Origin of the sequence: Citrobacter sp. MGH103, from assembly GCF_001034475.2 — a bacterium.
Taxonomy (GTDB): Bacteria; Pseudomonadota; Gammaproteobacteria; order Enterobacterales; family Enterobacteriaceae; genus Citrobacter; species Citrobacter freundii.
Genome location: NZ_CP073043.1, coordinates 176911 through 201267 on the forward strand (window position 1 = coordinate 176911; position 24357 = coordinate 201267).

19 protein-coding genes, 1 tRNA gene and 1 other RNA gene are annotated in these 24357 nt (G+C 52.3%); 17 read left to right on the forward strand and 4 right to left on the reverse strand.

What is annotated here, in order from left to right:
• Positions 1-119 precede the first annotated feature (119 nt).
• On the forward strand, positions 120-2453 hold the full coding sequence (locus SK33_RS00860) for a molybdopterin guanine dinucleotide-containing S/N-oxide reductase (protein ID WP_048218811.1): 2334 nt from the start codon (positions 120-122) through the stop codon (positions 2451-2453).
• On the opposite strand, the gene SK33_RS00865 is transcribed toward SK33_RS00860, so the two are convergent.
• Together SK33_RS00865 and tag are read right to left on the reverse strand one after the other, a co-directional pair.
• On the reverse strand, positions 2422-2862 hold the full coding sequence (locus SK33_RS00865; protein WP_016151144.1) for an N-acetyltransferase: 441 nt from the start codon (positions 2860-2862) through the stop codon (positions 2422-2424). The genes SK33_RS00860 and SK33_RS00865 overlap by 32 nt on opposite strands.
• The gene (tag, locus tag SK33_RS00870) at positions 2852-3421 is read right to left on the reverse strand and encodes a DNA-3-methyladenine glycosylase I (protein WP_003846107.1); all 570 of its coding nucleotides are present in this window, start codon (positions 3419-3421) and stop codon (positions 2852-2854) included. Before tag ends, SK33_RS00865 begins: the two co-directional genes overlap by 11 nt.
• A gap of 157 nt (positions 3422-3578) precedes the next feature.
• On the opposite strand from tag, the gene SK33_RS00875 reads away from it, so the two are divergent.
• The 12 genes from SK33_RS00875 to SK33_RS00930 all read left to right on the forward strand — a co-directional run bounded on the left by SK33_RS00875 (position 3579) and on the right by SK33_RS00930 (position 15718).
• Positions 3579-4280, forward strand: a complete 702-nt coding sequence (locus SK33_RS00875) for an autotransporter outer membrane beta-barrel domain-containing protein (protein ID WP_003024299.1) — start codon at positions 3579-3581, stop codon at positions 4278-4280.
• Between the two features lie 251 nt (positions 4281-4531).
• Positions 4532-5734 (forward strand): L-lactate MFS transporter, encoded by a 1203-nt coding sequence (locus SK33_RS00880; protein ID WP_003024301.1) that lies wholly within the window; start codon positions 4532-4534, stop codon positions 5732-5734.
• A 212-nt stretch (positions 5735-5946) separates the two neighbouring features.
• Positions 5947-7641: a kdo(2)-lipid A phosphoethanolamine 7''-transferase gene (gene eptB, locus SK33_RS00885; RefSeq protein ID WP_003024304.1), complete on the forward strand. Its 1695-nt coding sequence runs from the start codon at positions 5947-5949 to the stop codon at positions 7639-7641.
• Between the two features lie 91 nt (positions 7642-7732).
• Positions 7733-7809: transfer RNA gene (locus SK33_RS00890), tRNA-Pro, on the forward strand.
• 31 nt (positions 7810-7840) lie between these two features.
• A non-coding RNA gene (locus tag SK33_RS00895) (RtT sRNA) lies at positions 7841-7974 on the forward strand.
• Positions 7975-8487: 513 nt separating this feature from the next.
• Positions 8488-8724, forward strand: a complete 237-nt coding sequence (locus SK33_RS00900) for a hypothetical protein (protein WP_127674029.1) — start codon at positions 8488-8490, stop codon at positions 8722-8724.
• Positions 8639-10246 carry a dipeptide ABC transporter periplasmic-binding protein DppA gene (dppA, locus tag SK33_RS00905; RefSeq protein WP_032937213.1) on the forward strand — a complete coding sequence of 536 codons (1608 nt, stop codon included), beginning with the start codon at positions 8639-8641 and terminating at the stop codon, positions 10244-10246. The genes SK33_RS00900 and dppA overlap by 86 nt, the downstream gene beginning before the upstream one ends.
• Before the next feature lie 166 nt (positions 10247-10412).
• Positions 10413-11432 (forward strand): dipeptide ABC transporter permease DppB, encoded by a 1020-nt coding sequence (gene dppB / locus SK33_RS00910; RefSeq protein WP_003024312.1) that lies wholly within the window; start codon positions 10413-10415, stop codon positions 11430-11432.
• 9 nt (positions 11433-11441) lie between these two features.
• Complete coding sequence (gene dppC / locus SK33_RS00915; RefSeq protein WP_003024315.1) at positions 11442-12344, forward strand: dipeptide ABC transporter permease DppC; 903 nt, start codon at positions 11442-11444, stop codon at positions 12342-12344.
• A gap of 10 nt (positions 12345-12354) precedes the next feature.
• The gene (gene dppD, locus SK33_RS00920; protein ID WP_048218810.1) at positions 12355-13338 is read left to right on the forward strand and encodes a dipeptide ABC transporter ATP-binding protein; all 984 of its coding nucleotides are present in this window, start codon (positions 12355-12357) and stop codon (positions 13336-13338) included.
• The gene (gene dppF / locus SK33_RS00925; protein WP_003024319.1) at positions 13335-14339 is read left to right on the forward strand and encodes a dipeptide ABC transporter ATP-binding subunit DppF; all 1005 of its coding nucleotides are present in this window, start codon (positions 13335-13337) and stop codon (positions 14337-14339) included. Before dppD ends, dppF begins: the two co-directional genes overlap by 4 nt.
• Positions 14340-14515: 176 nt before the next feature.
• Positions 14516-15718: a sigma-54 interaction domain-containing protein gene (locus SK33_RS00930; protein ID WP_003024321.1), complete on the forward strand. Its 1203-nt coding sequence runs from the start codon at positions 14516-14518 to the stop codon at positions 15716-15718.
• 35 nt (positions 15719-15753) lie between these two features.
• Here the strand turns inward: SK33_RS00930 and SK33_RS00935 are convergent, their stop codons facing one another.
• Together SK33_RS00935 and megL are read right to left on the reverse strand one after the other, a co-directional pair.
• Complete coding sequence (locus tag SK33_RS00935) at positions 15754-17052, reverse strand: aromatic amino acid transport family protein (RefSeq protein ID WP_016151142.1); 1299 nt, start codon at positions 17050-17052, stop codon at positions 15754-15756.
• 117 nt (positions 17053-17169) lie between these two features.
• A complete protein-coding gene (megL, locus tag SK33_RS00940) occupies positions 17170-18366 on the reverse strand; it encodes a methionine gamma-lyase (protein ID WP_003023295.1) in 1197 nt (398 codons plus the stop codon).
• Positions 18367-18793: 427 nt separating this feature from the next.
• Between megL and SK33_RS00945 the strand changes: the two genes are divergently transcribed.
• From SK33_RS00945 to SK33_RS00960, 4 genes are all read left to right on the forward strand, one after another.
• Complete coding sequence (locus SK33_RS00945; protein WP_003023297.1) at positions 18794-18901, forward strand: type I toxin-antitoxin system toxin Ldr family protein; 108 nt, start codon at positions 18794-18796, stop codon at positions 18899-18901.
• A 226-nt stretch (positions 18902-19127) separates the two neighbouring features.
• The gene (gene hmsP / locus SK33_RS00950) at positions 19128-21134 is read left to right on the forward strand and encodes a biofilm formation regulator HmsP (RefSeq protein WP_071687011.1); all 2007 of its coding nucleotides are present in this window, start codon (positions 19128-19130) and stop codon (positions 21132-21134) included.
• A gap of 157 nt (positions 21135-21291) precedes the next feature.
• Positions 21292-22578 (forward strand): C4-dicarboxylate transporter DctC, encoded by a 1287-nt coding sequence (gene dctA, locus SK33_RS00955; RefSeq protein ID WP_032950477.1) that lies wholly within the window; start codon positions 21292-21294, stop codon positions 22576-22578.
• A 221-nt stretch (positions 22579-22799) separates the two neighbouring features.
• Positions 22800-24293: a M16 family metallopeptidase gene (locus tag SK33_RS00960; protein WP_032950476.1), complete on the forward strand. Its 1494-nt coding sequence runs from the start codon at positions 22800-22802 to the stop codon at positions 24291-24293.
• Positions 24294-24357: the final 64 nt, after the last annotated feature.

The window sequence follows — 24357 nt, forward strand, 5'->3', positions numbered from 1 at the left end:
CGTGGCGGTTGATTATGACGTGTGAACATGAAGAAAATTCCAGGGAAGACTCTGAAATTTGTAAGTAACATTGAACGGCATAATAAATAAGCCGTCACATCGCATTCAGGAGCGCCATCTTGGCTAATTCACCCGCACATTACTCGGTGTTAACCGCCGCCCACTGGGGACCAATTCTCGTCGACACCGATGGTGAGACGGTTTTCTCCTCGTGTGGCGCGTTGCCCACTTCCCATCCCAACTCTTTGCAAACCGTGGTGCGCGACCAGGTTCACAGTAAAACGCGGGTACGTTTTCCAATGGTGCGTAAAGGCTTTCTCGCCTCGCCGGAGAATCCCCAGGGCGTGCGTGGGCAGGATGAATTTGTTCGCGTCAGTTGGGACGATGCGCTGAATCTTATCCATACGCAGCATAAACGTATCCGTGACAGCTACGGCCCGGCCTCGATTTTTGCCGGTTCCTACGGCTGGCGATCTAATGGCGTGTTACACAAAGCGGCAACTCTGCTACAGCGTTATATGGCGCTGGCAGGCGGTTATACCGGGCATCTGGGGGATTATTCGACGGGGGCTGCGCAGGCGATCATGCCGTACGTGGTGGGCGGTAACGAGGTTTACCAGCAGCAAACCAGCTGGCCTGTGGTGCTTGAGAACAGCGAGGTGGTGGTGTTATGGAGCGCTAATCCGCTGAATACACTGAAGATTGCCTGGAACGCGTCCGATGAGCAGGGGCTTGCTTACTTTGAGGCTTTGCGCGACAGCGGTAAACGGTTGATCTGTATCGATCCGATGCGATCGGAAAGCGTCGAATTCTTTGGCGAAAAGATGGAATGGATTGCCCCGCATATGGGGACCGACGTGGCGCTGATGCTGGGCATCGCGCATACGCTGGTGGAAAACGGCTGGCATGACGAGGATTTTCTCGCCCGGTGTAGCACCGGCTATGACCGTTTTGCAAACTATCTGCTGGGTAAATCTGATGATGTTGTGAAAACGGCAGAGTGGGCTGCGGAGATTTGCGGTATACCCGCAACAAAAATACGCGAACTTGCGGTGATATTTCACCAAAATACCACCATGCTGATGGCCGGATGGGGGATGCAGCGCCAACAGTATGGTGAGCAGAAACACTGGATGATCGTCACCCTGGCCGCCATGCTCGGGCAAATCGGGACGCCAGGCGGCGGTTTTGGGCTGTCGTACCATTTTGCCAACGGCGGCAATCCAACGCGCCGGGCTGCGGTGCTGGCTTCAATGCAGGGCAGCGTTAAAGGCGGTACCGACGCGGTAGATAAAATCCCGGTGGCGCGAATTGTTGAAGCGCTGGAAAATCCCGGTGGTTTTTACCAGCACAACGGCATGGACCGCCATTTCCCGGACATCCGCATGTTGTGGTGGGCTGGTGGCGCTAACTTCACCCATCATCAGGACACTAACCGTTTAATTCGCGCCTGGCAAAAACCGCAGCTGGTGGTTATCTCGGAGTGTTTCTGGACCGCCGCAGCGAAGCATGCCGATATCGTACTGCCAGCGACCACCTCCTTTGAGCGCAATGATTTGACCATGACCGGCGACTACAGCAACCAGCACCTGGTGCCGATGAAGCAGGTTGTGCCGCCGCAGGACGAAGCGCGAAATGATTATGATGTTTTTGCTGAGCTGAGTGAACGCTGGGAAGAGGGCGGTTACGAGCGATTCACCGAAGGCAAAAGCGAGCTGGAATGGCTGGAGACGTTTTACAATATTGCCGGGCAACGTGGGGCCAGTCAGCAGGTGACATTGCCGCCTTTCGCCGAGTTTTGGCAGCGCAACGCCCTGATCGAAATGCCGGAAAATGCCGCCAGCGCGCAGTTTATCCGTTTTGCGGATTTTCGCCGCGACCCGCAGGCTCATCCGCTGAAAACGGACAGCGGAAAAATTGAAATCTACTCCGCGAGGATTGCTGGTTACGGCTACGCGGACTGTGCGGGGCACCCGATGTGGCTGGAGCCGGATGAGTGGTTCGGTAATGCCGAACCGGGCCAGCTACAGCTGCTTTCCGCCCATCCGGCGCACCGTTTGCACAGTCAGCTTAACTACAGCGCGTTGCGTGAGCAGTATGCGGTAGCGGATCGTGAGCCGGTAACGATTCATCCGCAGGATGCCCACGCGCGCGGCATTGCGGATGGCGATACGGTCAGGGTGTGGAATCAGCGTGGACACGTTCTGGCGGGGGCTGTGGTGACGGAGGGCATCAAACCTGGCGTCATCTGTATTCATGAAGGCGCCTGGCCTGATTTGGATCTCGCAGCGAACGGTATTTGTAAAAATGGCGCCGTCAACGTGCTGACCAAAGATCTCCCCAGCTCGAAGCTGGGGAATGGCTGCGCAGGCAACACCGCGCTGGCGTGGCTCGAAAAATACAGCGGACCGAACCTGGCGCTTACGGCGTTTGATCCGCCTGCCAGCCCATAATCCACGTAGGATGATGAGTCTCTTCCTGCCATGCGCCGTCTTCAATGCGAAAACCCAGCGCATGGTAGAAGTTCACCGCTGATTGATTCTTCTGGTAGACCTCCAGGCTGAGTAACGAAAAGCGCTGCTGCACATGCTGCACCAGCGCTTTGCCGATCCCGCTTCTGATGGCGGCAGGCGCGACAAACAGCGCGCCGAGGAAGCGGTCATCAATGACGCTGACAAAACCTTTGAGCTCGCCTTCTTCTTCCCACACCCAGGTTTGCGCGGCTGGCAGATAAACATCCCGCACCACGGATTCACTTTCGCGCCAGTAGCGCTCTTCGATAAACGGATGGGCATGGATTGTGCTTTCCATCCACAGCGTTAGAATCGCCGGTAGATCTTCAGCCTTTGATTCACGAATCATGTTGTTCTCCCGGATAACAGATGCAGCTGGTGACATGATCGTTGACCAGGCCGCATGCCTGCATAAAGGAGTAACAAATGGTGGTGCCGACAAACTTAAATCCGCGTTTTTTTAACGCTTTAGACAGCGCGTCTGACGCAGGCGTGGAGGTGGGAATATCGCTCAGGTTGGCGGCGCGGGTCACTTGCGGTTGGTTATCAACAAATGACCAGACGAACTCGCTAAACGACTCTCCGTTTTGTGCCATCGTCAGAAAGGCGCGAGCGTTGCCGATAATGGCCTGAATTTTTCCGCGATGGCGAATTATGCCGGCATCCAGTACCAGCCTTTCCACATCCTCTTCGGTCATGGCTGCCACTTTTTCCGGGTCAAAATGGTGGAAAGCGTGGCGATAATTTTCCCGTTTCTTGAGTACGGTAATCCACGATAACCCGGCCTGCTGGCCTTCGAGGCAGATCATTTCGAACAGCTTTTTGCCATCGGTTTCGGGGACGCCCCATTCCTTGTCGTGGTAGGCAATGTAAAGTGGATCCTGACTGACCCATCCGCAACGCTGCATATTCTTCCTCGCTGTTTTTACTGGCGTAAAAATTTCATTCGGCCCGCCTTGACGCGCCAGCTAAAAAGACAATATTTAATACAAGGCCTGCTGGCCCAAATACTTCACACAATGACAATAATATCGCCGAATTCGGCTCTTTTCTGGAGTCGCGTTGATGCTTATAAGAAACAGTAGTGGTCGCCAAAGGTTAACTCTGGCGAGCGTCATAGTTTGTGCGCTGTCCATCAATACAGCATATGGCTGGCAACAAGAATATATCGTTGATGCGCTGTCAGGGCATACGGCTGAACGTTATACATGGGACAGCGATCACCAACCACGTTATAACGACATTCTGGAAGAACGTATTCGTTCCACTCAGAACGTGGCGGGGCCCGTGGTGAATCTGGCGGATGAGACGCCAATGGATGCCACCAGCGGCATGAGTATGGGCTGGAACTTCCCGCTTTCAAGGCAGGTGACAACCGGTCCGGTTGCCGCGCTGCATTATGACGGTTCCACCACATCTACTTACAACGAATTTGGCGATAGCGCGACGTCGGCAACGCAGAACGATCCGCTGTGGCATGCCAGCGTGAGCTCGTTGGGCTGGCGAGTCAATTCGCAGTTCGGTGATGTGCGACCGTGGGCGCAAATCAGCTATAACCAGCAGTTTGGCGAAAATATCTGGAAGGCGCAGTCGGGTCTCAGTCGCATGACGGCGGCGGGTCAGGACGGTAACTGGGTAGATGTTACCGTCGGTGCGGATATGCTGTTGAACCCGCATATGGCGGCTTACGCGGCGCTGTCGCAGGCGGAAAATAGCACCAACAACAGCGACTATATGTACACCATGGGAGTGAGCGCCAAATTTTAACGTAAACAATCATCACATAAACATCTTGATTACATGTTGAGATCAACAATCACACGCACTCCAGCGATAGCGTGTACTAACTCATGCGATAAAATTCAGTAACCCGACTTTTTGTCTCGTCATTCATTCCGCATTCCAGGCATTTCATTCCGTCCTGGCGGCATTTCATGCCGTTTTCCCCTGCTCATAAAAACGCTTCGGTATGGTTGTTGGCAGAGAATTTCCCATTTTGTTTATGCAGGAAGACTGCCATGAAAACTTCTGATTATCAGCGTACCCGCTGGCTGACACTGATCGGCACCATCATTACCCAATTTGCTTTAGGTTCTGTTTATACCTGGAGCCTGTTTAACGGTGCGCTTTCTTCTAAGCTTGATGCGCCGGTGAGTCAGGTTGCCTTTTCCTTTGGCCTGCTGAGCCTCGGGCTGGCAATTTCTTCTTCCGTCGCCGGGAAACTGCAGGAACGTTTTGGCGTGAAACGCGTCACCATGGCCTCCGGTATTTTACTCGGTGTTGGCTTCTTCTTAACCGCCCACTCTGACAGCCTGATTATGCTGTGGCTGAGCGCTGGTGTGTTGGTTGGTCTGGCGGATGGTGCAGGCTACCTGTTAACACTTTCCAACTGTGTAAAATGGTTCCCGGAGCGTAAAGGGCTGATTTCCGCCTTCGCTATCGGTTCTTACGGTCTTGGCAGCCTCGGTTTTAAATTCATCGATAGCCAACTGTTGAGCACCGTGGGTCTGGAAAAAACCTTCATGATCTGGGGCGCGATTGTGCTGGTAATGATCGTCTTTGGCTCCACGCTGATGAAAGACGCCCCGAATCAGGAAGTGAAAACGAAAAATGGCGTGGTTGAGAATGACTACACCCTGGCGCAGTCCATGCGTAAACCGCAGTACTGGATGCTGGCGGTCATGTTCCTGACGGCGTGTATGAGCGGGCTGTACGTAATTGGCGTGGCGAAAGATATCGCACAAAGTCTGGCACATATGGATGTGGCAACGGCGGCAAACGCGGTGACCGTGATTTCTATCGCTAACCTGTCCGGTCGTCTGGTTCTGGGGATTCTGTCCGACAAAATCTCTCGTATTCGCGTTATCACCATTGGGCAGGTCGTTTCGCTGGTGGGTATGGCGGCACTGCTGTTCGCGCCGTTGAATGATGTGACCTTCTTTACGGCGATTGCCTGTGTGGCATTTAACTTTGGCGGCACCATCACCGTGTTCCCGTCACTGGTGAGTGAGTTCTTCGGTTTGAACAACCTGGCTAAAAACTACGGTGTCATTTACTTAGGTTTCGGTATCGGCAGCATTTGTGGTTCCATTATCGCCTCGCTGTTCGGCGGATTCTATGTGACCTTCTGCGTTATCTTTGCGCTGTTAATTATCTCGCTGGCGCTTTCTACCACTATTCGTCAGCCGCAGCGTAGCGTCTATACCGAGGCACACGCCTGATCTATTAGTGGTCTGATTAATGCCCGGCGCATATATTTACAAAAATATATGCGCCGTTTGCATTCTCTATAAGCACTTTTCTTCCCTCCTGTGGTCTACTTACCTGCGCTGTAGAATTGTCTTATTATCTGCATTTGTCGCACTTTTCCCCTGTATGGCCTGACAGGCTTTTGCGCAGGGTGTTTTTATCCCTTCCTCCAGGGTTTGTTTGCATGAGATATATCAAATCGATGACGCAGCAGAAGCTGAGTTTCTTGCTGGCGATCTATATCGGTCTTTTTATGAATTGCGCTGTGTTTTTCCGTCGTTTTAGCGGATATGCGCACGAGTTTACCGTCTGGAAAGGACTCTCTGCGGTTGTTGAATTAGCTGGCACTGTGCTGGTGACCTTCTTTTTACTCCGTATTCTCTCTTTATTTGGCCGACGCGCCTGGCGTGTACTGGCAACGTTTGTGGTGCTCTGCTCTGCTGGCGCCAGCTATTACATGACCTTCCTGAACGTGGTCATTGGCTACGGTATTATTGCCTCCGTAATGACAACGGATATTGATTTATCGAAAGAAGTTGTTGGCTGGCATTTTATCGTGTGGCTGGTTTCGGTCAGCATTTTACCGTTGGTTCTGATTTGGAGTAATCGCTGCCGCTATACCCTGATGAAACAGATCCGCACGCCTGGCATGAGATGGCGTAGCGTGGCGGTGGTATTGGTGGCTGGCCTGATGGTATGGGCGCCGATTCGCTTGCTGAGCATGCAACAGAGAAGCGTTGAGCGAGAAACAGGAATCGATTTACCCAGCTATGGTGGGGTTGTGGCGAATTCCTATCTGCCGTCAAACTGGCTCTCTGCGCTGGGTTTGTACGCCTGGGCACAGGTGGATGAATCCTCAGACAACAAATCGCTGATGAACCCGGCGAAGAAGTTTACCTATGTTGCGCCCAAAAACCTCGACGACACCTACGTGGTCTTTATTATTGGCGAAACGACCCGCTGGGATCATATGGGGATTTTTGGCTATGAGCGCAATACCACGCCAAGGCTCGCCCAGGAGAAAAATCTGGCCGCGTTCCGAGGATATTCCTGTGATACGGCGACTAAACTTTCGCTGCGCTGTATGTTTGTGCGCGAGGGCGGGGCGGAAGAAAACCCGCAGCGTACTCTGAAAGAACAAAACGTCTTTTCTGTGCTCGGCCAGTTAGGGTTCAAGACCGATCTTTACGCGATGCAAAGCGAGATGTGGTTCTACAGCAATACTATGGCAGAGAACATTGCCTATCGTGAGCAGATTGGCGCTGAGCCGCGTAACCGTGGCAAAAACGTTGACGATATGCTGCTGATTAATGAGATGCAGCAATCTTTACAGAAGACTGATGATGGCGAAAAGCGTCTGATTATTCTGCACACCAAGGGCTCGCATTTTAACTACACCCAGCGCTACACCCGCGAATATGCACAGTGGAAGCCGGAGTGTGTCAACGTGGATAGTGGCTGCTCGAAAGCTGAGATGATTAATTCATTTGATAATTCGGTAACCTACGTTGATCACTTTATTACCAAAGTGTTTGATCAATTGCGCGATAAGAAAGCGATTGTGTTCTACGCCGCCGATCACGGTGAGTCAATTAACGAACGTGAGCACCTGCACGGAACGCCGCGTAAAATGGCGCCGCCTGAGCAGTTCCGCGTTCCTATGATGGTGTGGATGTCTGACAAATATCTGGAAGACCCTGACCATGCGAAGGCGTTTGCGCACCTGAAGCAAGAAGCTGAGATGAAGGTGCCGCGTCGTCATGTGGAACTGTACGATACCGTTCTGGGTTGCCTTGGTTATACCTCGCCAAATGGGGGGATTAACGAGAATAACAACTGGTGTCGTATCCCGGACGCGAAGAAGGTTACAGCCCAGTAACAGAGCTGCTGACTTTCTCGCCGATCAAATGGCATTTTGATACTAAGGGATTGACGGGCGCGTGGCTGAGCAGTAAGATGCGCCCCGCATTCGGTGATTGGCGCAGCCTGGTAGCGCACTTCGTTCGGGACGAAGGGGTCGGAGGTTCGAATCCTCTATCACCGACCAATTTTAAAACCCTGCTCAACGAGCAGGGTTTTTTGCTTTATAGCCCAGGAGGATGAGAACCTCCGGGGGTAAGAGGTTCGACTCGAGCGTAGCGAGAGAACGTTGCGTCAGCAACGGCCCGCAGGGCGAGCCACGTAGTGGCGAGTAATCCTCTATCACCGACCAAATTCAAAACCCTGCTCAACGAGCAGGGTTTTTTGCCTTATCCGGCCTACAGACTCAGTTTCATCCCAGCGTGTATGGCGTTATTCCAACCCCACCTTTGACCTTCCTTTTATCTGCAAAAATTGTGCATCACTTCCCACTGACAGTTAACGATTCTGTGACATATTCCATTGCCTTTTTTTATGTTTGCTTGAAACTTTTTTTGCGCTACTTATGGCTGGCGCTGGCATTTTCCGCTGTGCGTTTTAACGTTCATGGCATTAATCGCTCAGATATGCAGCATTCATTGGGAAAATTTGAATAAATTGCATAAATGTTAATCTCCAAATGTTGCGAAGTATGAAGATGTTTATTCTGGCATAGTGCGCGTAGCACAAATTTCCCTGCTGAAAATACCCGCTTGCACTTTTTTTAATCTTTGTTTGCCAATTCTCACCGTTGGTGTAAATCGCGGTTACCTGTATTGACGTTTTCACATTCTGTTGACAGATTGTAGGGTATGAGGGGCATTTCATGGAGAATCCGCACTGCAACTCAGTCGCTTATGTGAACGGAATCCCCATCCTCTTAACGCTGACCCGGCCGGGTAAAAAACAAAAAAGGCCAGGCGGTGCAAACCCATTGCAAAGGGTAAAACAACAAACATCACATTTGGAGCAGAAGAATGAGTATTTCCTTGAAGAAGTCAGGGATGCTGAAGCTTGGTCTGAGCCTGGTGGCTATGACCGTCGCAGCAAGCGTACAGGCTAAAACTCTGGTTTATTGTTCAGAAGGATCTCCTGAAGGCTTTAACCCGCAGCTTTTCACCTCTGGTACCACCTATGATGCCAGCTCCGTGCCGATCTATAACCGCCTGGTCGAGTTCAAAACCGGCACAACTGAAGTGATCCCGGGACTTGCTGAGAAGTGGGAAATCAGCGAAGACGGTAAAACCTATACCTTCCACCTTCGCCCTGGCGTGAAGTGGCAGGACAACAAAGATTTCAAACCGACGCGCGATTTAAACGCCGATGACGTGGTGTTTTCTTTCGATCGTCAGAAAAATGCCCAGAACCCGTACCATAAAGTTTCTGGCGGCAGCTATGAATACTTCGAAGGGATGGGTCTGCCAGACCTGATCTCCGAAGTGAAAAAAGTGGATGATAAAACCGTTCAGTTCGTACTGACTCGCCCGGAAGCACCGTTCCTGGCTGACCTGGCGATGGACTTCGCTTCTATTCTTTCCAAAGAATATGCGGACAACATGCTGAAAGCCGGTTCCCCGGAGAAAGTGGATCTGAACCCAATCGGTACCGGTCCGTTCCAGCTGCAGCAGTACCAGAAAGACTCTCGTATTCTGTATAAAGCATTCGAAGGTTACTGGGGCACTAAGCCGCAGATCGACCGTCTGGTCTTCTCCATTACGCCTGACGCTTCTGTGCGTTACGCCAAACTGCAGAAGAACGAGTGCCAGGTGATGCCGTACCCGAACCCGGCTGACATCGCGCGCATGAAGCAGGATAAAAATATTAACCTGATGGAGCAGGCCGGTCTGAACGTTGGCTACCTCTCTTTCAACACCGAGAAGAAACCGTTTGATGATGTGAAAGTCCGTCAGGCGCTGACCTACGCGGTGAACAAAGAAGCGATCATCAAAGCGGTTTATCAGGGTGCTGGCGTTGCCGCGAAAAACCTGATCCCACCGACCATGTGGGGCTATAACGACGACGTTAAAGACTACACCTACGATCCTGAGAAAGCCAAAGCGCTGTTGAAGGAAGCCGGTCAGGACAAAGGCTTTACCGTTGAGCTGTGGGCCATGCCGGTACAGCGTCCTTACAACCCGAACGCCCGTCGTATGGCGGAAATGGTTCAGGCTGACTGGGCGAAAATTGGCGTTCAGGCCAAGATTGTGACCTATGAGTGGGGCGAGTATCTGAAACGCGCCAAAGCGGGTGAACATCAGGCGGTGATGATGGGTTGGACCGGTGACAACGGGGATCCGGACAACTTCTTCGCCACCCTGTTCAGTTGTGCGGCAGCGAAAGACGGCTCCAACTACTCTCGCTGGTGCTACAAGCCGTTTGAAGACCTGATCCAACCGGCGCGTGCGACCGACGATCACAACAAACGTATTGAACTGTACAAGCAAGCTCAGGTTGTTATGCACGATCAGGCCCCGGCTCTGATTGTTGCTCACTCCACCGTGTACGAACCAGTGCGTAAAGAAGTGAAAGGCTATGTGGTTGATCCATTAGGCAAACACCACTTCGAAAACGTCTCTGTCGAATAATTAAAAGCAATTAAGGAAGCGCTGCGCCCCGGTATTGTGTAGGCCGGATAAGCGCAGCGCCCTCCGGCGTAATGCTTTACCCGCGATGCAGTTTGCGTGGGATAAGATTTGTGAGCAATACAGACTCACGGTTCCAGGCCGTGCGTCATTAGAGAGAATCCGGGTTATGTTGCAGTTCATTCTCCGACGTTTGGGACTCGTCATCCCCACGTTTATCGGTATCACTCTTCTCACCTTTGCCTTCGTCCATATGATCCCCGGCGATCCGGTTATGATCATGGCAGGTGAACGTGGGATCTCCCCTGAGCGTCATGCTCAACTGCTGGCTGAACTCGGTCTGGATAAGCCGATGTGGCAGCAGTACCTCCACTATATCTGGGGGGTTATGCATGGCGATTTAGGTATCTCACTGAAAAGCCGCTTACCGGTGTGGGAAGAGTTCGTACCTCGATTCAAAGCCACGCTGGAACTCGGCGTCTGCGCGATGATTTTCGCCGTCTCAGTGGGTATCCCGGTGGGTGTACTTGCTGCCGTTAAGCGCGGCTCCATTTTCGATCATACCGCCGTTGGCCTGGCGCTGACCGGTTACTCCATGCCGATTTTCTGGTGGGGCATGATGCTGATCATGCTGGTTTCCGTGCAGTGGAACCTGACGCCAGTTTCTGGGCGGGTGAGCGACATGGTGTTCCTTGATGATTCCAATCCGCTGACCGGTTTTATGCTGATCGACACCGCAATCTGGGGTGAAGAGGGCAACTTTATCGATGCGTTGGCGCATATGGTCCTACCGGCAATGGTGCTGGGCACTATACCTCTGGCGGTCATTGTGCGTATGACCCGTTCATCGATGCTGGAAGTGCTGGGTGAGGATTACATCCGCACCGCGCGCGCTAAAGGTTTGACCCGTATGCGCGTCATCATCATTCACGCTCTGCGTAACGCGATGCTGCCCGTTGTCACCGTTATCGGCCTGCAGGTTGGTACGTTGCTGGCAGGGGCAATCCTGACCGAGACTATCTTCTCGTGGCCGGGGCTGGGACGTTGGCTGATCGATGCGCTACAACGCCGTGATTATCCGGTAGTGCAGGGTGGGGTACTGCTGGTCGCGACGATGATTATCCTCGTCAACCTGCTGGTAGACCTGCTGTACGGCGTGGTGAACCCGCGTATTCGGCATAAGAAGTAAGGGGCCATCATGTCACAGGTTACTGAAAATAAAGTTATTGCTGCACCGGTGCCCATGACCCCGCTGCAGGAGTTCTGGCACTATTTTAAACGCAACAAAGGTGCGGTTGTTGGGCTGGTGTACGTTGTGGTGATGATCCTGATTGCGGTCTTTGCCAACGTCCTTGCACCCTACAACCCGGCAGACCAGTTCCGCGATACGCTACTAGCTCCGCCTGCGTGGCAGGAAGGCGGTACCATGGCGCATCTGTTTGGTACTGATGATGTGGGCCGCGACGTGCTGTCCCGCCTGATGTACGGTGCGCGTCTGTCGCTGTTGGTTGGCTGTCTGGTGGTTGTACTCTCCCTGCTGATGGGCGTGGTTCTTGGGCTGATCGCTGGCTACTTTGGTGGAATTGTCGATAACGTCATCATGCGTGTGGTCGATATCATGCTGGCATTGCCGAGCCTGTTACTGGCGCTGGTGCTGGTGGCGGTATTTGGTCCCTCGATAGGCAACGCTGCGCTGGCGCTGACGTTTGTAGCATTGCCGCACTATGTGCGTCTGACGCGCGCCGCTGTGCTGGTGGAAGTTAACCGCGACTACGTCACCGCATCCCGCGTGGCGGGAGCCGGCGCGATGCGCCAAATGTTCGTCAATATTCTGCCTAACTGTCTTGCGCCGCTGATTGTTCAGGCGTCGCTTGGCTTCTCTAACGCCATTCTCGATATGGCTGCCCTCGGCTTCCTGGGGATGGGCGCACAGCCGCCTACGCCGGAATGGGGCACCATGCTCTCTGACGTTCTGCAGTTTGCCCAAAGCGCCTGGTGGGTCGTGACCTTCCCGGGGCTGGCGATCCTGTTGACGGTGCTGGCATTTAACCTGATGGGTGACGGTCTGCGTGACGCGCTCGATCCCAAACTGAAGCAGTAAGAGGTTCGAGATGGCGTTATTAAATGTAGATAAATTATCGGTGCATTTCGGCGACGTAGGTTCCGAATTCCGCGCCGTAGACCGCATTAGCTACAGTGTGAATCAGGGTGAAGTGGTTGGCATTGTTGGGGAGTCTGGTTCTGGTAAGTCCGTCAGCTCGCTGGCGATTATGGGACTGATTGACTACCCTGGCCGCGTTATGGCCGAAAATCTGGAGTTTAATGGTCGCGACCTGAAGCGCATCTCTGAGAAAGAGCGTCGCCAACTGGTGGGTGCGGAAGTGGCAATGATCTTCCAGGACCCGATGACTAGTCTTAACCCCTGCTATACCGTCGGCTACCAGATTATGGAAGCCATCAAGGTGCACCAGGGCGGCAACAAAAAAACGCGTATTCAGCGGGCAATTGACCTGCTGACGCTGGTGGGGATCCCCGATCCGGCCTCGCGTCTGGATGTCTATCCGCACCAGTTGTCCGGTGGGATGAGTCAGCGCGTGATGATCGCGATGGCAATTGCCTGTCGTCCGAAGCTGCTGATTGCAGATGAACCGACAACGGCGCTGGATGTGACCATTCAGGCGCAGATCATCGAGCTACTGCTGGAATTGCAGCAAAAAGAGAACATGGCGCTGGTCTTAATCACGCACGATCTGGCGCTGGTGGCTGAAGCGGCACACAAAATCATCGTGATGTACGCCGGGCAGGTAGTGGAAACCGGGGCCGCGCAGGATATCTTCCGCGCGCCGCGTCATCCGTATACCCAGGCATTGCTACGTGCGTTGCCGGAGTTTGCGCAGGATAAAGCGCGTCTGGCCTCACTGCCGGGCGTGGTGCCGGGGAAATATGACCGTCCGACGGGCTGTTTGCTGAATCCACGCTGCCCCTATGCGACCAACAAATGCCGCGCTGAAGAACCTGAACTGAACCTGCTGGAAGGCGGTCGTCAGTCGAAATGCCACTACCCACTTGATGATGCCGGGAGGCCTGGGCTATGAGTACGCAAAAGGCCGCCGCGCAACAGCCGCTGTTGCAGGCAATTGACCTGAAAAAACACTACCCGGTGAAGAAGGGCATGTTCGCCCCGGAACGCCTGGTGAAAGCGCTGGATGGCGTTTCCTTTACTCTGGAGCGCGGTAAAACGCTGGCGGTGGTAGGTGAGTCGGGCTGTGGGAAATCCACCCTTGGCCGTCTGCTGACGATGATTGAAATCCCGACTGGCGGTGAGCTGTATTACCAGGGTCAGGATTTACTCAAGCATGACCCGCAGGCGCAGAAGCTGCGTCGGCAGAAAATCCAGATAGTGTTCCAGAACCCCTATGGTTCCCTGAACCCGCGTAAAAAAGTAGGGCAGATTCTGGAAGAGCCGTTGCTGATCAACTCCACGCTCAGCAAAGAGGAGCGTCGTGAAAAAGCGCTGGCGATGATGGCGAAAGTGGGGCTGAAAACCGAGCACTACGACCGCTATCCGCATATGTTCTCCGGCGGCCAGCGTCAGCGTATCGCCATTGCCCGCGGTCTGATGCTTGACCCGGATGTGGTGATTGCCGACGAACCGGTCTCGGCGCTGGACGTTTCCGTACGTGCGCAGGTGCTGAACCTGATGATGGACTTGCAACAGGAACTGGGGCTGTCATACGTCTTTATCTCGCACGACCTGTCGGTGGTAGAGCACATTGCCGATGAAGTGATGGTGATGTATTTAGGCCGCTGTGTGGAAAAAGGAACCAAGGATCAGATCTTCAATAATCCACGGCATCCGTACACTCAGGCGCTACTCTCCGCAACGCCGCGCCTGAACCCGGACGATCGCCGCGAGCGTATCAAGCTGACCGGTGAGCTGCCAAGCCCACTGAATCCACCACCAGGCTGCGCATTCAACGCCCGTTGCCGCCGTCGCTTTGGTCCGTGTACTCAGCTTCAGCCACAGTTAAAAGACTATGGCGGTCAGCTGGTGGCCTGTTTCGCCGTTGACCAGGACGAAAACCCACAGCAATAAACGTGGGTTATGACCCGATAACCGGAGCCTTGTGCTCCGGTTTTTTTATATTTTGTTTTTCCGTCCACAATGTGAGTCCTCTGGCAGAACATTATTCCACAGCGTCTAAAATGTAGTCAGGTTTCCTCTCGTCACAGAAATATCTATTTCGCAGTTGCTAACTATCAGGAGCAAATGTGGTCACGATACGCTGGGATATTAAAACAATTGATCGTCTGTCGATGGTTGAGGATGTCCTGAAGGAATTTTCCTGCTGCGATATCAATATCATCTCCATGAAAGTCACACCTGGACGGATCCTGATTAAATCCTGGTGCCGCCAGCTACAGGATATTTCCTGTGTGCAATCCTGTTTAAGCCAGCGCGCCGATATTATTAATGTCGCCTACCTCTGTGAGGAGATAAGCGAGCTATCAACGCCGGAGCCGGAACGCCCGCGTTATTTCTCTGACATTATTTGCAGCAGCCAGAGCATGCACGCGCTTATCGAAAAGGCGATAAAAATTGCTGACAGCAAATATACCGTTCTGATCCGTGGCGATACGGGTACCGGCAAAGAGCTGCTGGCCCGGGCTATCCATAATTCCGGGCAGCGACGTTTTTATCCGTTTATTCCGGTCAACTGCTCTGCACTACCTGAGTCGCTTATGGAGAGTGAATTCTTTGGCTATGAGAAAGGGGCTTTTAGCGGCGCGGATTGTAAAGGCAAAAAAGGGCTGTTTGAAATGGCCGATAAAGGCACCCTTTTTCTCGATGAGTTTGGTGAAATGTCGCTGGGCTTACAGGCTAAATTATTGCGCGTCCTGCAGGATGGTGGGATCCGTCGCGTTGGCGGGGCGCAAATTATTCCGGTTAATGTACGCATTATTGTGGCAACCAACGCCAATCTGGAAGATATGGTGGAACAACGTCTGCTGCGCGCCGATCTCTATTACCGCATCAATGTACTTTCCCTGACTATTCCGCCCTTGCGGGAGCGTCCGCAGGATATCAGTCTGTTGATTCGCCACTTTGTGCAGAAATACGCAAAGGAATTCCAGCGGCGGATCATTCTGGATAAAGCTTGTTTTGATGCCTTGCACCATCACAGCTGGCCGGGAAACGTGCGCGAACTGGAAAATACCATTATTCGTCTGATGCTAATGGCGGAATCCGATGTCATTACGCCCGAAGAATTAGGGATGGTGAATTTGCCCGCCGCTGAGCAAGGCCCGACAGAACGTCCTTTTAAAGAGCAGGTTTTGTATGCGGAACGCCAGCTTATTGAACAGATGATGGAAGAGAATGTGTCGTCGCGGCATATCGCCAAAGCGCTGGGGGTATCACATACCACGGTACTGAATAAAATTCGCAGCTATCAACTGGAGAGTGTGAGCTAAGCGCCGCCAGGAGCTGACGGCGCAGTTTACGCGGGTTATTCAATCAGCTTCAGTAATGGCGATAGGCACAGCAGGATCCCGTACAACAGGATTAGCCAGGTTTTCAGCCCGCGTAGTTTTTCCAGCTGTGTGACTTTATAGATCAGGAAAAACGGAATAATACACGACACAATCCCGTACAGCGGGCTGCCTAACTGGAAGAACACCAGTACTGACACGCGAAATGATACCCAAATCACCAGGGTGATAACAATAAAGGTACAAATACCCAGCGTAAGCACCAGAGGATTAATTTTTTCCACGTCAATAACGCGGCTCAGTACGTTAAGAATAATTCCTTTGATCGCCTCGTGGAATCCCAAATAAATACCAAAGAACGCGGTTAATACGGCGAAGATATTTAATACCGTTGAGGTGATATGAATAATCTGTCCCGGAATGACCTGTGCCGCCAGCGCCAGTGCGGAAATATTTTGTTCGAAGGCCGAAACGGCTTCTTCATGGCTAATGGAAAAGGTAAAAGAAAAAGAGAAAAACAGGATGACCGCTATCAGCGTAATGTAACTGATCCGATGCGTGCGTATAGCCATACGTGTGGCCAGTACCCGGTCCGCCACCCGTTTGCGGTAGGCGATGTTCATAGGGTTCAACACCTGAATAAACACCGCGGAGAAGAAGCAGAACGGGATAGTCAGCAGCACATCGCGAAAGAACACCGAGGCTTCAGGGAAGGCGCTGATATTAGCGAAGTTCCAGTGCGGAACCATCGCAAAACCAAATACGATGATGATACCCACTTTGACCACTACCATCGGGCCGGAGATTTTGAATAGCAGTTTTTCTCCCCCGGAAGCAATGGCGACCAGCACGGCAAAAATGGCCACTTTGTAGATTATCGACTGTGAAAGATCGGACTCGGTCAAGCCGAAGGTTTTGATATATGAGGCGCTGTCAAAAACCACGGATAAGGAATAAATAAATATGCCGTGAATAATCATCAGAAAATAGATGACGCCAAGAAATACGCCCCAGTTTTTTCCCAGATAATGACTGATAATATCCGTGTAGTCATTACAGGTTTCACTTTCTGATAATGTTTTTAAATAAATATCCTGCACAATATAAGTTGCCGGATAAGCAATAATAAAGGCGACGATAAATACCCAAATGCCGGTTAAGCCAATTTGTACCGGCATCAGTACCGTTCCGGCACCAATGGCCATGCCTATGCACAGTAATACCCAGCCAAAATCGTATTTCGTAAACGGTATTTTTTTTGAGAATGGTACGGCGGTTGCTGTATTGTTGCTTAATTGTAATGTGTTGTCCTGCATAGAACCCCCTGCCCAAAATACACGTTCTCCCCGAAAGAGGATTGCGCGTATTGCCAGACTGTTGTGCCTTGATTCTCAACAACCTGAACCGAACGGCGTCGGTTCAGGCCATATTGGTCAGAATGTTGCCTTTCTGATGGCGTGTTCAAGGTCGTTAATAATATCTTCTGGATCTTCAAGACCCACAGAAAGACGGATAAGCCCGTCGGTAATACCTGCTTTAAGCCGTTCCTCTGGCGCAACGGGCGAATGTGTCATAGACGCTGGGTGCTGAATGAGGGTTTCGGTATCACCGAGACTGACCGCGAGGAGGCATAATTCTACAGAATTGATCATCCGTCTGCCAGCCTCGAGGCCGCCGGCGATTTCGAAGCTGATAATTCCACCTGGCAGGCTCATTTGTCGCTGGCCCAGCTCATACTGCGGATGCGATGACAGGCCTGGATAATACACCCGGGTAATGGACGGATGCCCTTCGAGGAAGCGGGCGATTTTCAGCGCATTTTCACAGTGACGCTCCATACGAATGCCCAGCGTTTTAACGCCGCGCAGCGTCAACCACGCATTGAAAGGACTCATGCAGCCGCCGGTGATATCTTTCAGGCCAACAAACCGCGCCTGGTCGATAAACTCCTGCTTACCAACAATGATGCCGCCAATCACATCCCCGTGACCGTTGATATATTTGGTGACGCTGTGCACCACAATATCCGCGCCCAGTTGCAAAGGCTGCTGACAGTACGGCGACATAAAGGTGTTATCCACCACCAGCAATGCGCCTTGCTGATGGGCGATACCGGCTACCGTTTCAATGTCGACCAGCGACAACGTCGGGTTAGCGGGCGTTTCGATATACACAACTTTGGTTTCCGGGCGCATGGCGGCGCGGATTTCTTCCGGTTTCGCGGCGTCGACAAAGCTGACGTTAATCCCGAACTTCGGCATGCTGTGCGACAAAAACGCGTGGGTACAACCGTAAATCGCGCTGGCGGAAACGATATGGTCACCCTGCTGACAAAGCGTCAACAGCGTTGTGGTGATAGCAGAAATACCGGACGCGGTAGCCAGCCCGGCTTCACCTCTTTCCAGTACCGCCAGCTTTTTCTCCAGCGCATCAGTGGTAGGGTTACCCAAGCGGGTGTAAATGTACCCGGACTCTTCGAGCGCAAAGCGGGCGGCACCTTGTTCGGCGCTGTCAAAAACAAACGTTGAAGTCTGGAAAATAGGCGTACTGAGCGCGCCAGTTGAAGGGTCGGGTTGTTGCCCCGCGTGAACGATCTGGGTGTTGAATCCGTAAGTACGACAGTCAGACATGATATCTCCTTTGATTCGGAACAGAACAGCTCACAGTCATATAGCAATCGCTGTGCCAGAAAATAAACTAATAGATATCAATATGTTATTAGTTTTATCGTGCGGATGGCCGTCAGGAAAGTTGCCAGTTGGCAAGAAACTTTCCAGCGATTGGCGGATTTATTAAGCCGTAATTGCGAGGCTTTACGCAGACTGGATCACTCTGGGGTGATGAGACGGAAGTGTTACCGTAGAATCAGCAGCAAGCCGGGTTAACCCGGTGAGGCGCGATGTTGCGGGGGCTTGATCCCCGGCGGCATAGGTTGCTGGAAAGAGAAAACCCCCGCACGTTGTTCGGTATAAACCTGGCAACAAAACGGGGGCTAACTTGACTCCAGACAAGTTAAGAATAGCCGCGAACAGTTGCCATTGCAACACAGGCGGCTATATGACGCTCGCACAGTTAGGCGTGGCTTTCTGGCACGATTTAGCGGCTCCAATTATCGCTGGCATTATTGCCAGCTTGATTGTGAACTGGCTGCGTAACAGGAAGTAATGCACTTTGTGGGCGTCTGCCTGCCGTAATGGCAACATGCGCCCGAACCAGGCCGCAGGGGCTAACCTTGCGGCCTTTTTCGGCTTAAATGCAGATAAATCTCGTCGCCAGGTGCCTATCCTGTCGCGATAATGCACGCTGGGAAGTTTTCAGATACCGCCTCTCTTAATACCGCTACGATCGGGTATACTCTGACGGCAGTTTCGTCTATCCGTGGAGAGTCAGTTTGCGTGTCAGTCGCTCGTTAACAATTAAGCAGATGGCAATGGTTGCGGCCGTTGTTATGGTGTTCGTTTTTATTTTTTGCACCGTTTTGTTGTTCCATCTGGTCCAGCAAAACCGCTATAACACGGCTACGCAACTGGAAAGTATCGCTCGCTCTGTTCGTGAACCTCTGTCGAACACTATCCTGAAAGGGGATATTCCCGAAGCGGAAGCTATTTTAAGAAGTATTCGGCCAGCAGGCGTGGTAAGTCGCGCCGATGTGGTGCTGCCTAATCAGTTTCAGGCGCTGCGGATGAGCTTTATACCCGAACGTCCGGTTCCGGTTACGGTGACCCGCCTGTTTGAGCTTCCGGTACAAATTTCGCTGCCGATCTATTCTCTTGAACGTTCCGCTAACCCACAACCGCTGGCGTATCTGGTGCTGCAGGCGGATTCGTACCGCATGTACAAATTCGTGATGAGTACGCTCTCGACGTTAGTGACCATTTACTTACTTTTGTCGCTAATACTGACCGTCGCCATCTCCTGGTGCATTAACCGCTTGATTGTGCACCCCTTACGTAAAATTGCCCGTGAGCTGAACGACATTCAGCAGCAGGACCTGATTGGTTATCAACTGGCATTGCCGCGTCTACATCAGGATGATGAGATTGGTATGCTGGTGCGTAGCTACAATCTTAATCAGCAGTTGATTCAGCGACATAGCGAAGAGCAAAGCGACTTTGCAATGCGTTTCCCGGTTTCCGAACTGCCCAATAAGTCGTTTTTAATGGGGCTGCTGGAGCAGGTTGTTACCCGCCAACAGACGACGGCGCTGATGATTGTCACTTGCGAAACCCTACGTGACACCGCGGGGGTGTTAACCGAAACCCAGCGAGAAATCCTGTTACTTACGCTGGTCGAAAAACTGAAGTCGGTATTGGCTCCCAGGATGGTGCTTACCCAGGTGAGTGGCTATGACTTTGCCATTATCGCCCATGGTGTAAAAGAACCCTGGCACGCTATTACGCTAGGTCAGCAAGTACTCACTATCGTGAATGAGCGGTTACCGATTCAGGGTATTCAACTACGTCCTACCTGCAACATTGGGGTGGCGATGTTTTATGGTGATTTAACCGCAGAGCAGCTCTACCGCCGCGCCCTGTCAGCCGTGTTAACGTCGCGTCATAAAGGTAAAAACCAAATTCAGTTCTTTGATCCGTTGCAGATGGAAGAGGCGCAGCAGCGTTTAACCCAAGAGAACGATATTTTAACCGCCATGGATAACCAGCAATTTGCGCTCTGGATGCAGCCCCAGGTAGAGATGTCCAGCGGCAAGGTATTGAGCGCAGAAGCATTATTGCGGATGCAGCAGCCGGACGGTAGCTGGGAGCTGCCTGAAGGGTTAATCGACAGAATTGAGTCTTGTGGTCTGATGGTGACCGTCGGTTATTGGGTGTTGGAAGAAACATGCCGCCAGCTGTCAGCCTGGCAAGAACGCGGTCTCATGCTGCCGCTCTCGGTGAATTTATCAGCTCTCCAGTTGATGCACCCAAGTATGGTGTCTGATCTGCTGGAATTGTTGACGCGCTATCGCATTAAGCCAGGCACATTGATTCTGGAAGTGACTGAAAGCCGGCATATTGACGATCCTCACGCCGCAGTGGCCATTTTGCGACCGCTGCGCAACGCGGGCGTGCGCATCGCCCTGGACGACTTTGGCATGGGGTATGCGGGTCTGCGACAGCTACAGCATATGAAGTCGCTGCCGGTGGATGTACTCAAAATCGATAAGATGTTTGTCGATGGCGTGCCCGAAGATTGCAGCATGATCTCCGCCATCATTCAGCTGGCACATAGCCTCAACTTGCAGATGATCGCCGAAGGCGTTGAAACCGAAGCGCAACGCGAATGGTTATCAAAAGCCGGGGTGGAAGTGGCGCAAGGCTTCCTGTTTGCCCGACCCGTTCCGGCAAATATCTTTGAAGAACGTTATCTGGCACCGGAAAGCGCTGATTACAAAAGTTAAAAAAGGTCTCGCTTGTGCGAGCCAGCTCAAAATTTTTAACATTTTTGTATCAATTATGATCCAGGTGCATTTCTGTCATGTTGAGTGGGTGTTACTTTAAGGCCGCAGGTTAAACAAAACCTTACAAGACCTGTGGTTTTTACTTTAAGGACACCCTATGAAGACCTCTATATTCAAAAGCCTTTACTTTCAGGTCCTGACAGCAATTGCCATTGGTATTCTCCTTGGCCATTACTACCCTGAATTAGGCGCCCAAATGAAGCCGCTTGGTGATGCTTTCGTTAAGCTCATCAAGATGGTCATCGCACCTGTCATCTTCTGTACTGTCGTGACCGGCATTGCAGGCATGGAAAGTATGAAAGCAGTAGGCCGCACCGGTGCGGTTGCACTGCTCTATTTTGAAATTGTCAGTACGATTGCGCTGATCATCGGCCTTATCATCGTTAACGTGGTGCAACCCGGTGCCGGAATGAACGTCGATCCGGCGACGCTGGACGCTAAAGCGGTTGCCATTTACGCTGAACAGGCAAAAGACCAGGGGATCGTAGGCTTCCTGATGGATATTATCCCGGGTAGCGTCATTGGCGCGTTCGCCAGCGGTAACATCCTGCAGGTATTACTGTTTGCGGTAATGTTTGGTTTTGCGCTGCACCGTCTGGGCAGCAAAGGCCAGATGATTTTCAACGTGATTGAAAGCTTCTCGCAGGTTATTTTCGGCATCATCAATATGATCATGCGCCTGGCGCCGATCGGTGCTTTCGGGGCCATGGCCTTTACCATCGGTAAATATGGCGTCGGAACGCTGGTGCAACTGGGTCAGCTGATAATCTGCTTCTACATCACCTGTATTCTGTTTGTGGTTGTGGTTCTGGGCTCCATTGCTCGCGCAACCGGCTTCAGCATTTTCAAATTCATCCGCTATATCCGTGAAGAACTGCTGATCGTACTGGGTACGTCTTCTTCTGAATCCGCGCTGCCGCGTATGCTCGATAAAATGGAGAAACTGGGCTGTCGGAAGTCAGTTGTCGGATTGGTTATACCCACGGGCTACTCGTTTAACCTTGATGGGACATCAATCTATCTGACGATGGCGGCGGTGTTTATCGCTCAGGCAACCAACAGCCATATGGATATCTTCCATCAGATAACCCTGTTGGTGGTGCTCCTGCTCTCCTCAAAAGGTGCAGCGGGTGTGACCGGGAGTGGCTTCATTGTTCTGGCCGCGACGATCTCTGCGGTGGGCCATTTGCCGGTTGCGGGTCTGGCACTGATTCTTGGTATTGACCGCTTTATGTCTGAAGCACGTGCGCTGACTAACCTGGTCGGTAACGGTGTGGCAACTGTCGTCGTCGCTAAATGGGTCAAAGAACTGGACCATAAAAAGCTGGACGATGTGCTGAATAATCGTGCGCCGGATGGCAAATCGCACGAAATATCCTCTTAATCTCTCCACTTATGCCCGTAGTCCCTTCCAGGACTGCGGGCGTTTGCGCATAATTACCCCCTGTGCCTGAAACCGTCGATTCGTCGGCTCGGGATTTTTTCACTTCTTCCGTGACATTTTTATGTTCTCGCGGTCTAACACGAAGTGTTTTTAACGTCATATTCAGAGAGTCCTTTCGAGGGCTGTCTTTTTATTTCCAGGATAGTTGATCAGGGGTTCACATGCAGGGCACAAAAATTCGACTTTTAGCGGGCGGCTTGCTGATGATGGCCACTGCCGGCTATGTGCAGGCAGATGCGCTCCAGCCTGACCCGGCGTGGCAACAGGGTACGCTGGCAAATGGTCTACAGTGGCAAGTGTTAGCCACTCCCCAGCGCCCCAGCGACCGTATTGAGGTCCGCCTGCTGGTTAATACCGGTTCACTCACCGAAAGTACGCAACAGAGTGGTTTCAGCCATGCGATCCCACGTATCGCGCTGACGCAAAGCGGTGGCCTCGATGCCACGCAAGCCCGTTCATTGTGGCAGCAGGGGTTCGATCCCAAACGTCCCATGCCGCCGGTTATCGTTTCCTATGATTCCACGTTGTACAACCTCAGTCTGCCAAACAGCCGTAACGATCTACTGAAAGAGTCACTTTCTTACCTGGCGAATATCTCCGGCAATCTGAGCATCACCTCTGAAACGGTCAATCATGCGCTGAGCAGCGAAGATATGGTTGCAACCTGGCCGTCAGATACCAAAGAAGGGTGGTGGCGTTACCGTCTGAAGGGATCGACCCTGCTGGGGCACGATCCCGCCGATCCGCTGAAAACGCCTGTAGATGCGGCGAAAATTCAGTCTTTCTACCAGAAATGGTATACCCCGGACGCGATGACGCTGATCATCGTCGGTAACGTTGATGCACGCAGCGTAGCTGAGCAAATCAATAAAACCTTTGGCGAGTTAAAAGGAAAACGCGAAACGCCTGCACCGGTACCTACGCTCTCTCCGCTGCGAGCAGAAGCCGTAAGCATTATGACCGATGCGGTACGCCAGGATCGCCTGTCTATTATGTGGGATATGCCGTGGCAACCGATCCGTGAATCTGCCGCGTTGTTACGTTACTGGCGCGCTGATTTAGCTCGTGAGGCGCTGTTTTGGCACATTCAGCAAGAGCTAACCAAAAACAATGCCAAAGACATTGGCCTCGGATTTGACTGCCGGGTGCTGTTCCTGCGCGCGCAGTGTGCGATTAACGTTGAGTCGCCAAACGATAAGCTGAACGCCAATCTGGGTACGGTTGCGCGTGAGCTGGCGAAAGTGCGTGATAAAGGACTTCCGGAAGAAGAGTTCAATGCGCTGGTCGCGCAAAAGAATCTGGAACTGCAGAAGCTGTTTGCCACCTATGGTCGTACCGATACCGATATTTTGATCAGCCAGCGTTTGCGCTCGCTGCAAAATCAGGTGGTGGATATTGCGCCTGAACAGTATCAGCGTTTACGCCAGAGCTTCCTCAATAGCCTGAGTGTTGAGATGCTGAATCAGGACCTGCGACAGCAGCTGTCGCAAGATATGGCGTTAATTCTGCTGCAGCCGAAGGGTGAACCTGAATTCAATATGAAGGATCTGCAGGCGACGTGGGATAGCATTATGGCGCCCGTTACCGCAGCGGCAACATCTGTTGAAACGGATGAATCACACCCTGAAGTGACAGATATCCCGCCGGTACAATAACCTGTAGGCCGGATAAGACGGTTACGCCGCCATCCGGCATTGGAGATGCCGGGGCGCTTCGCTT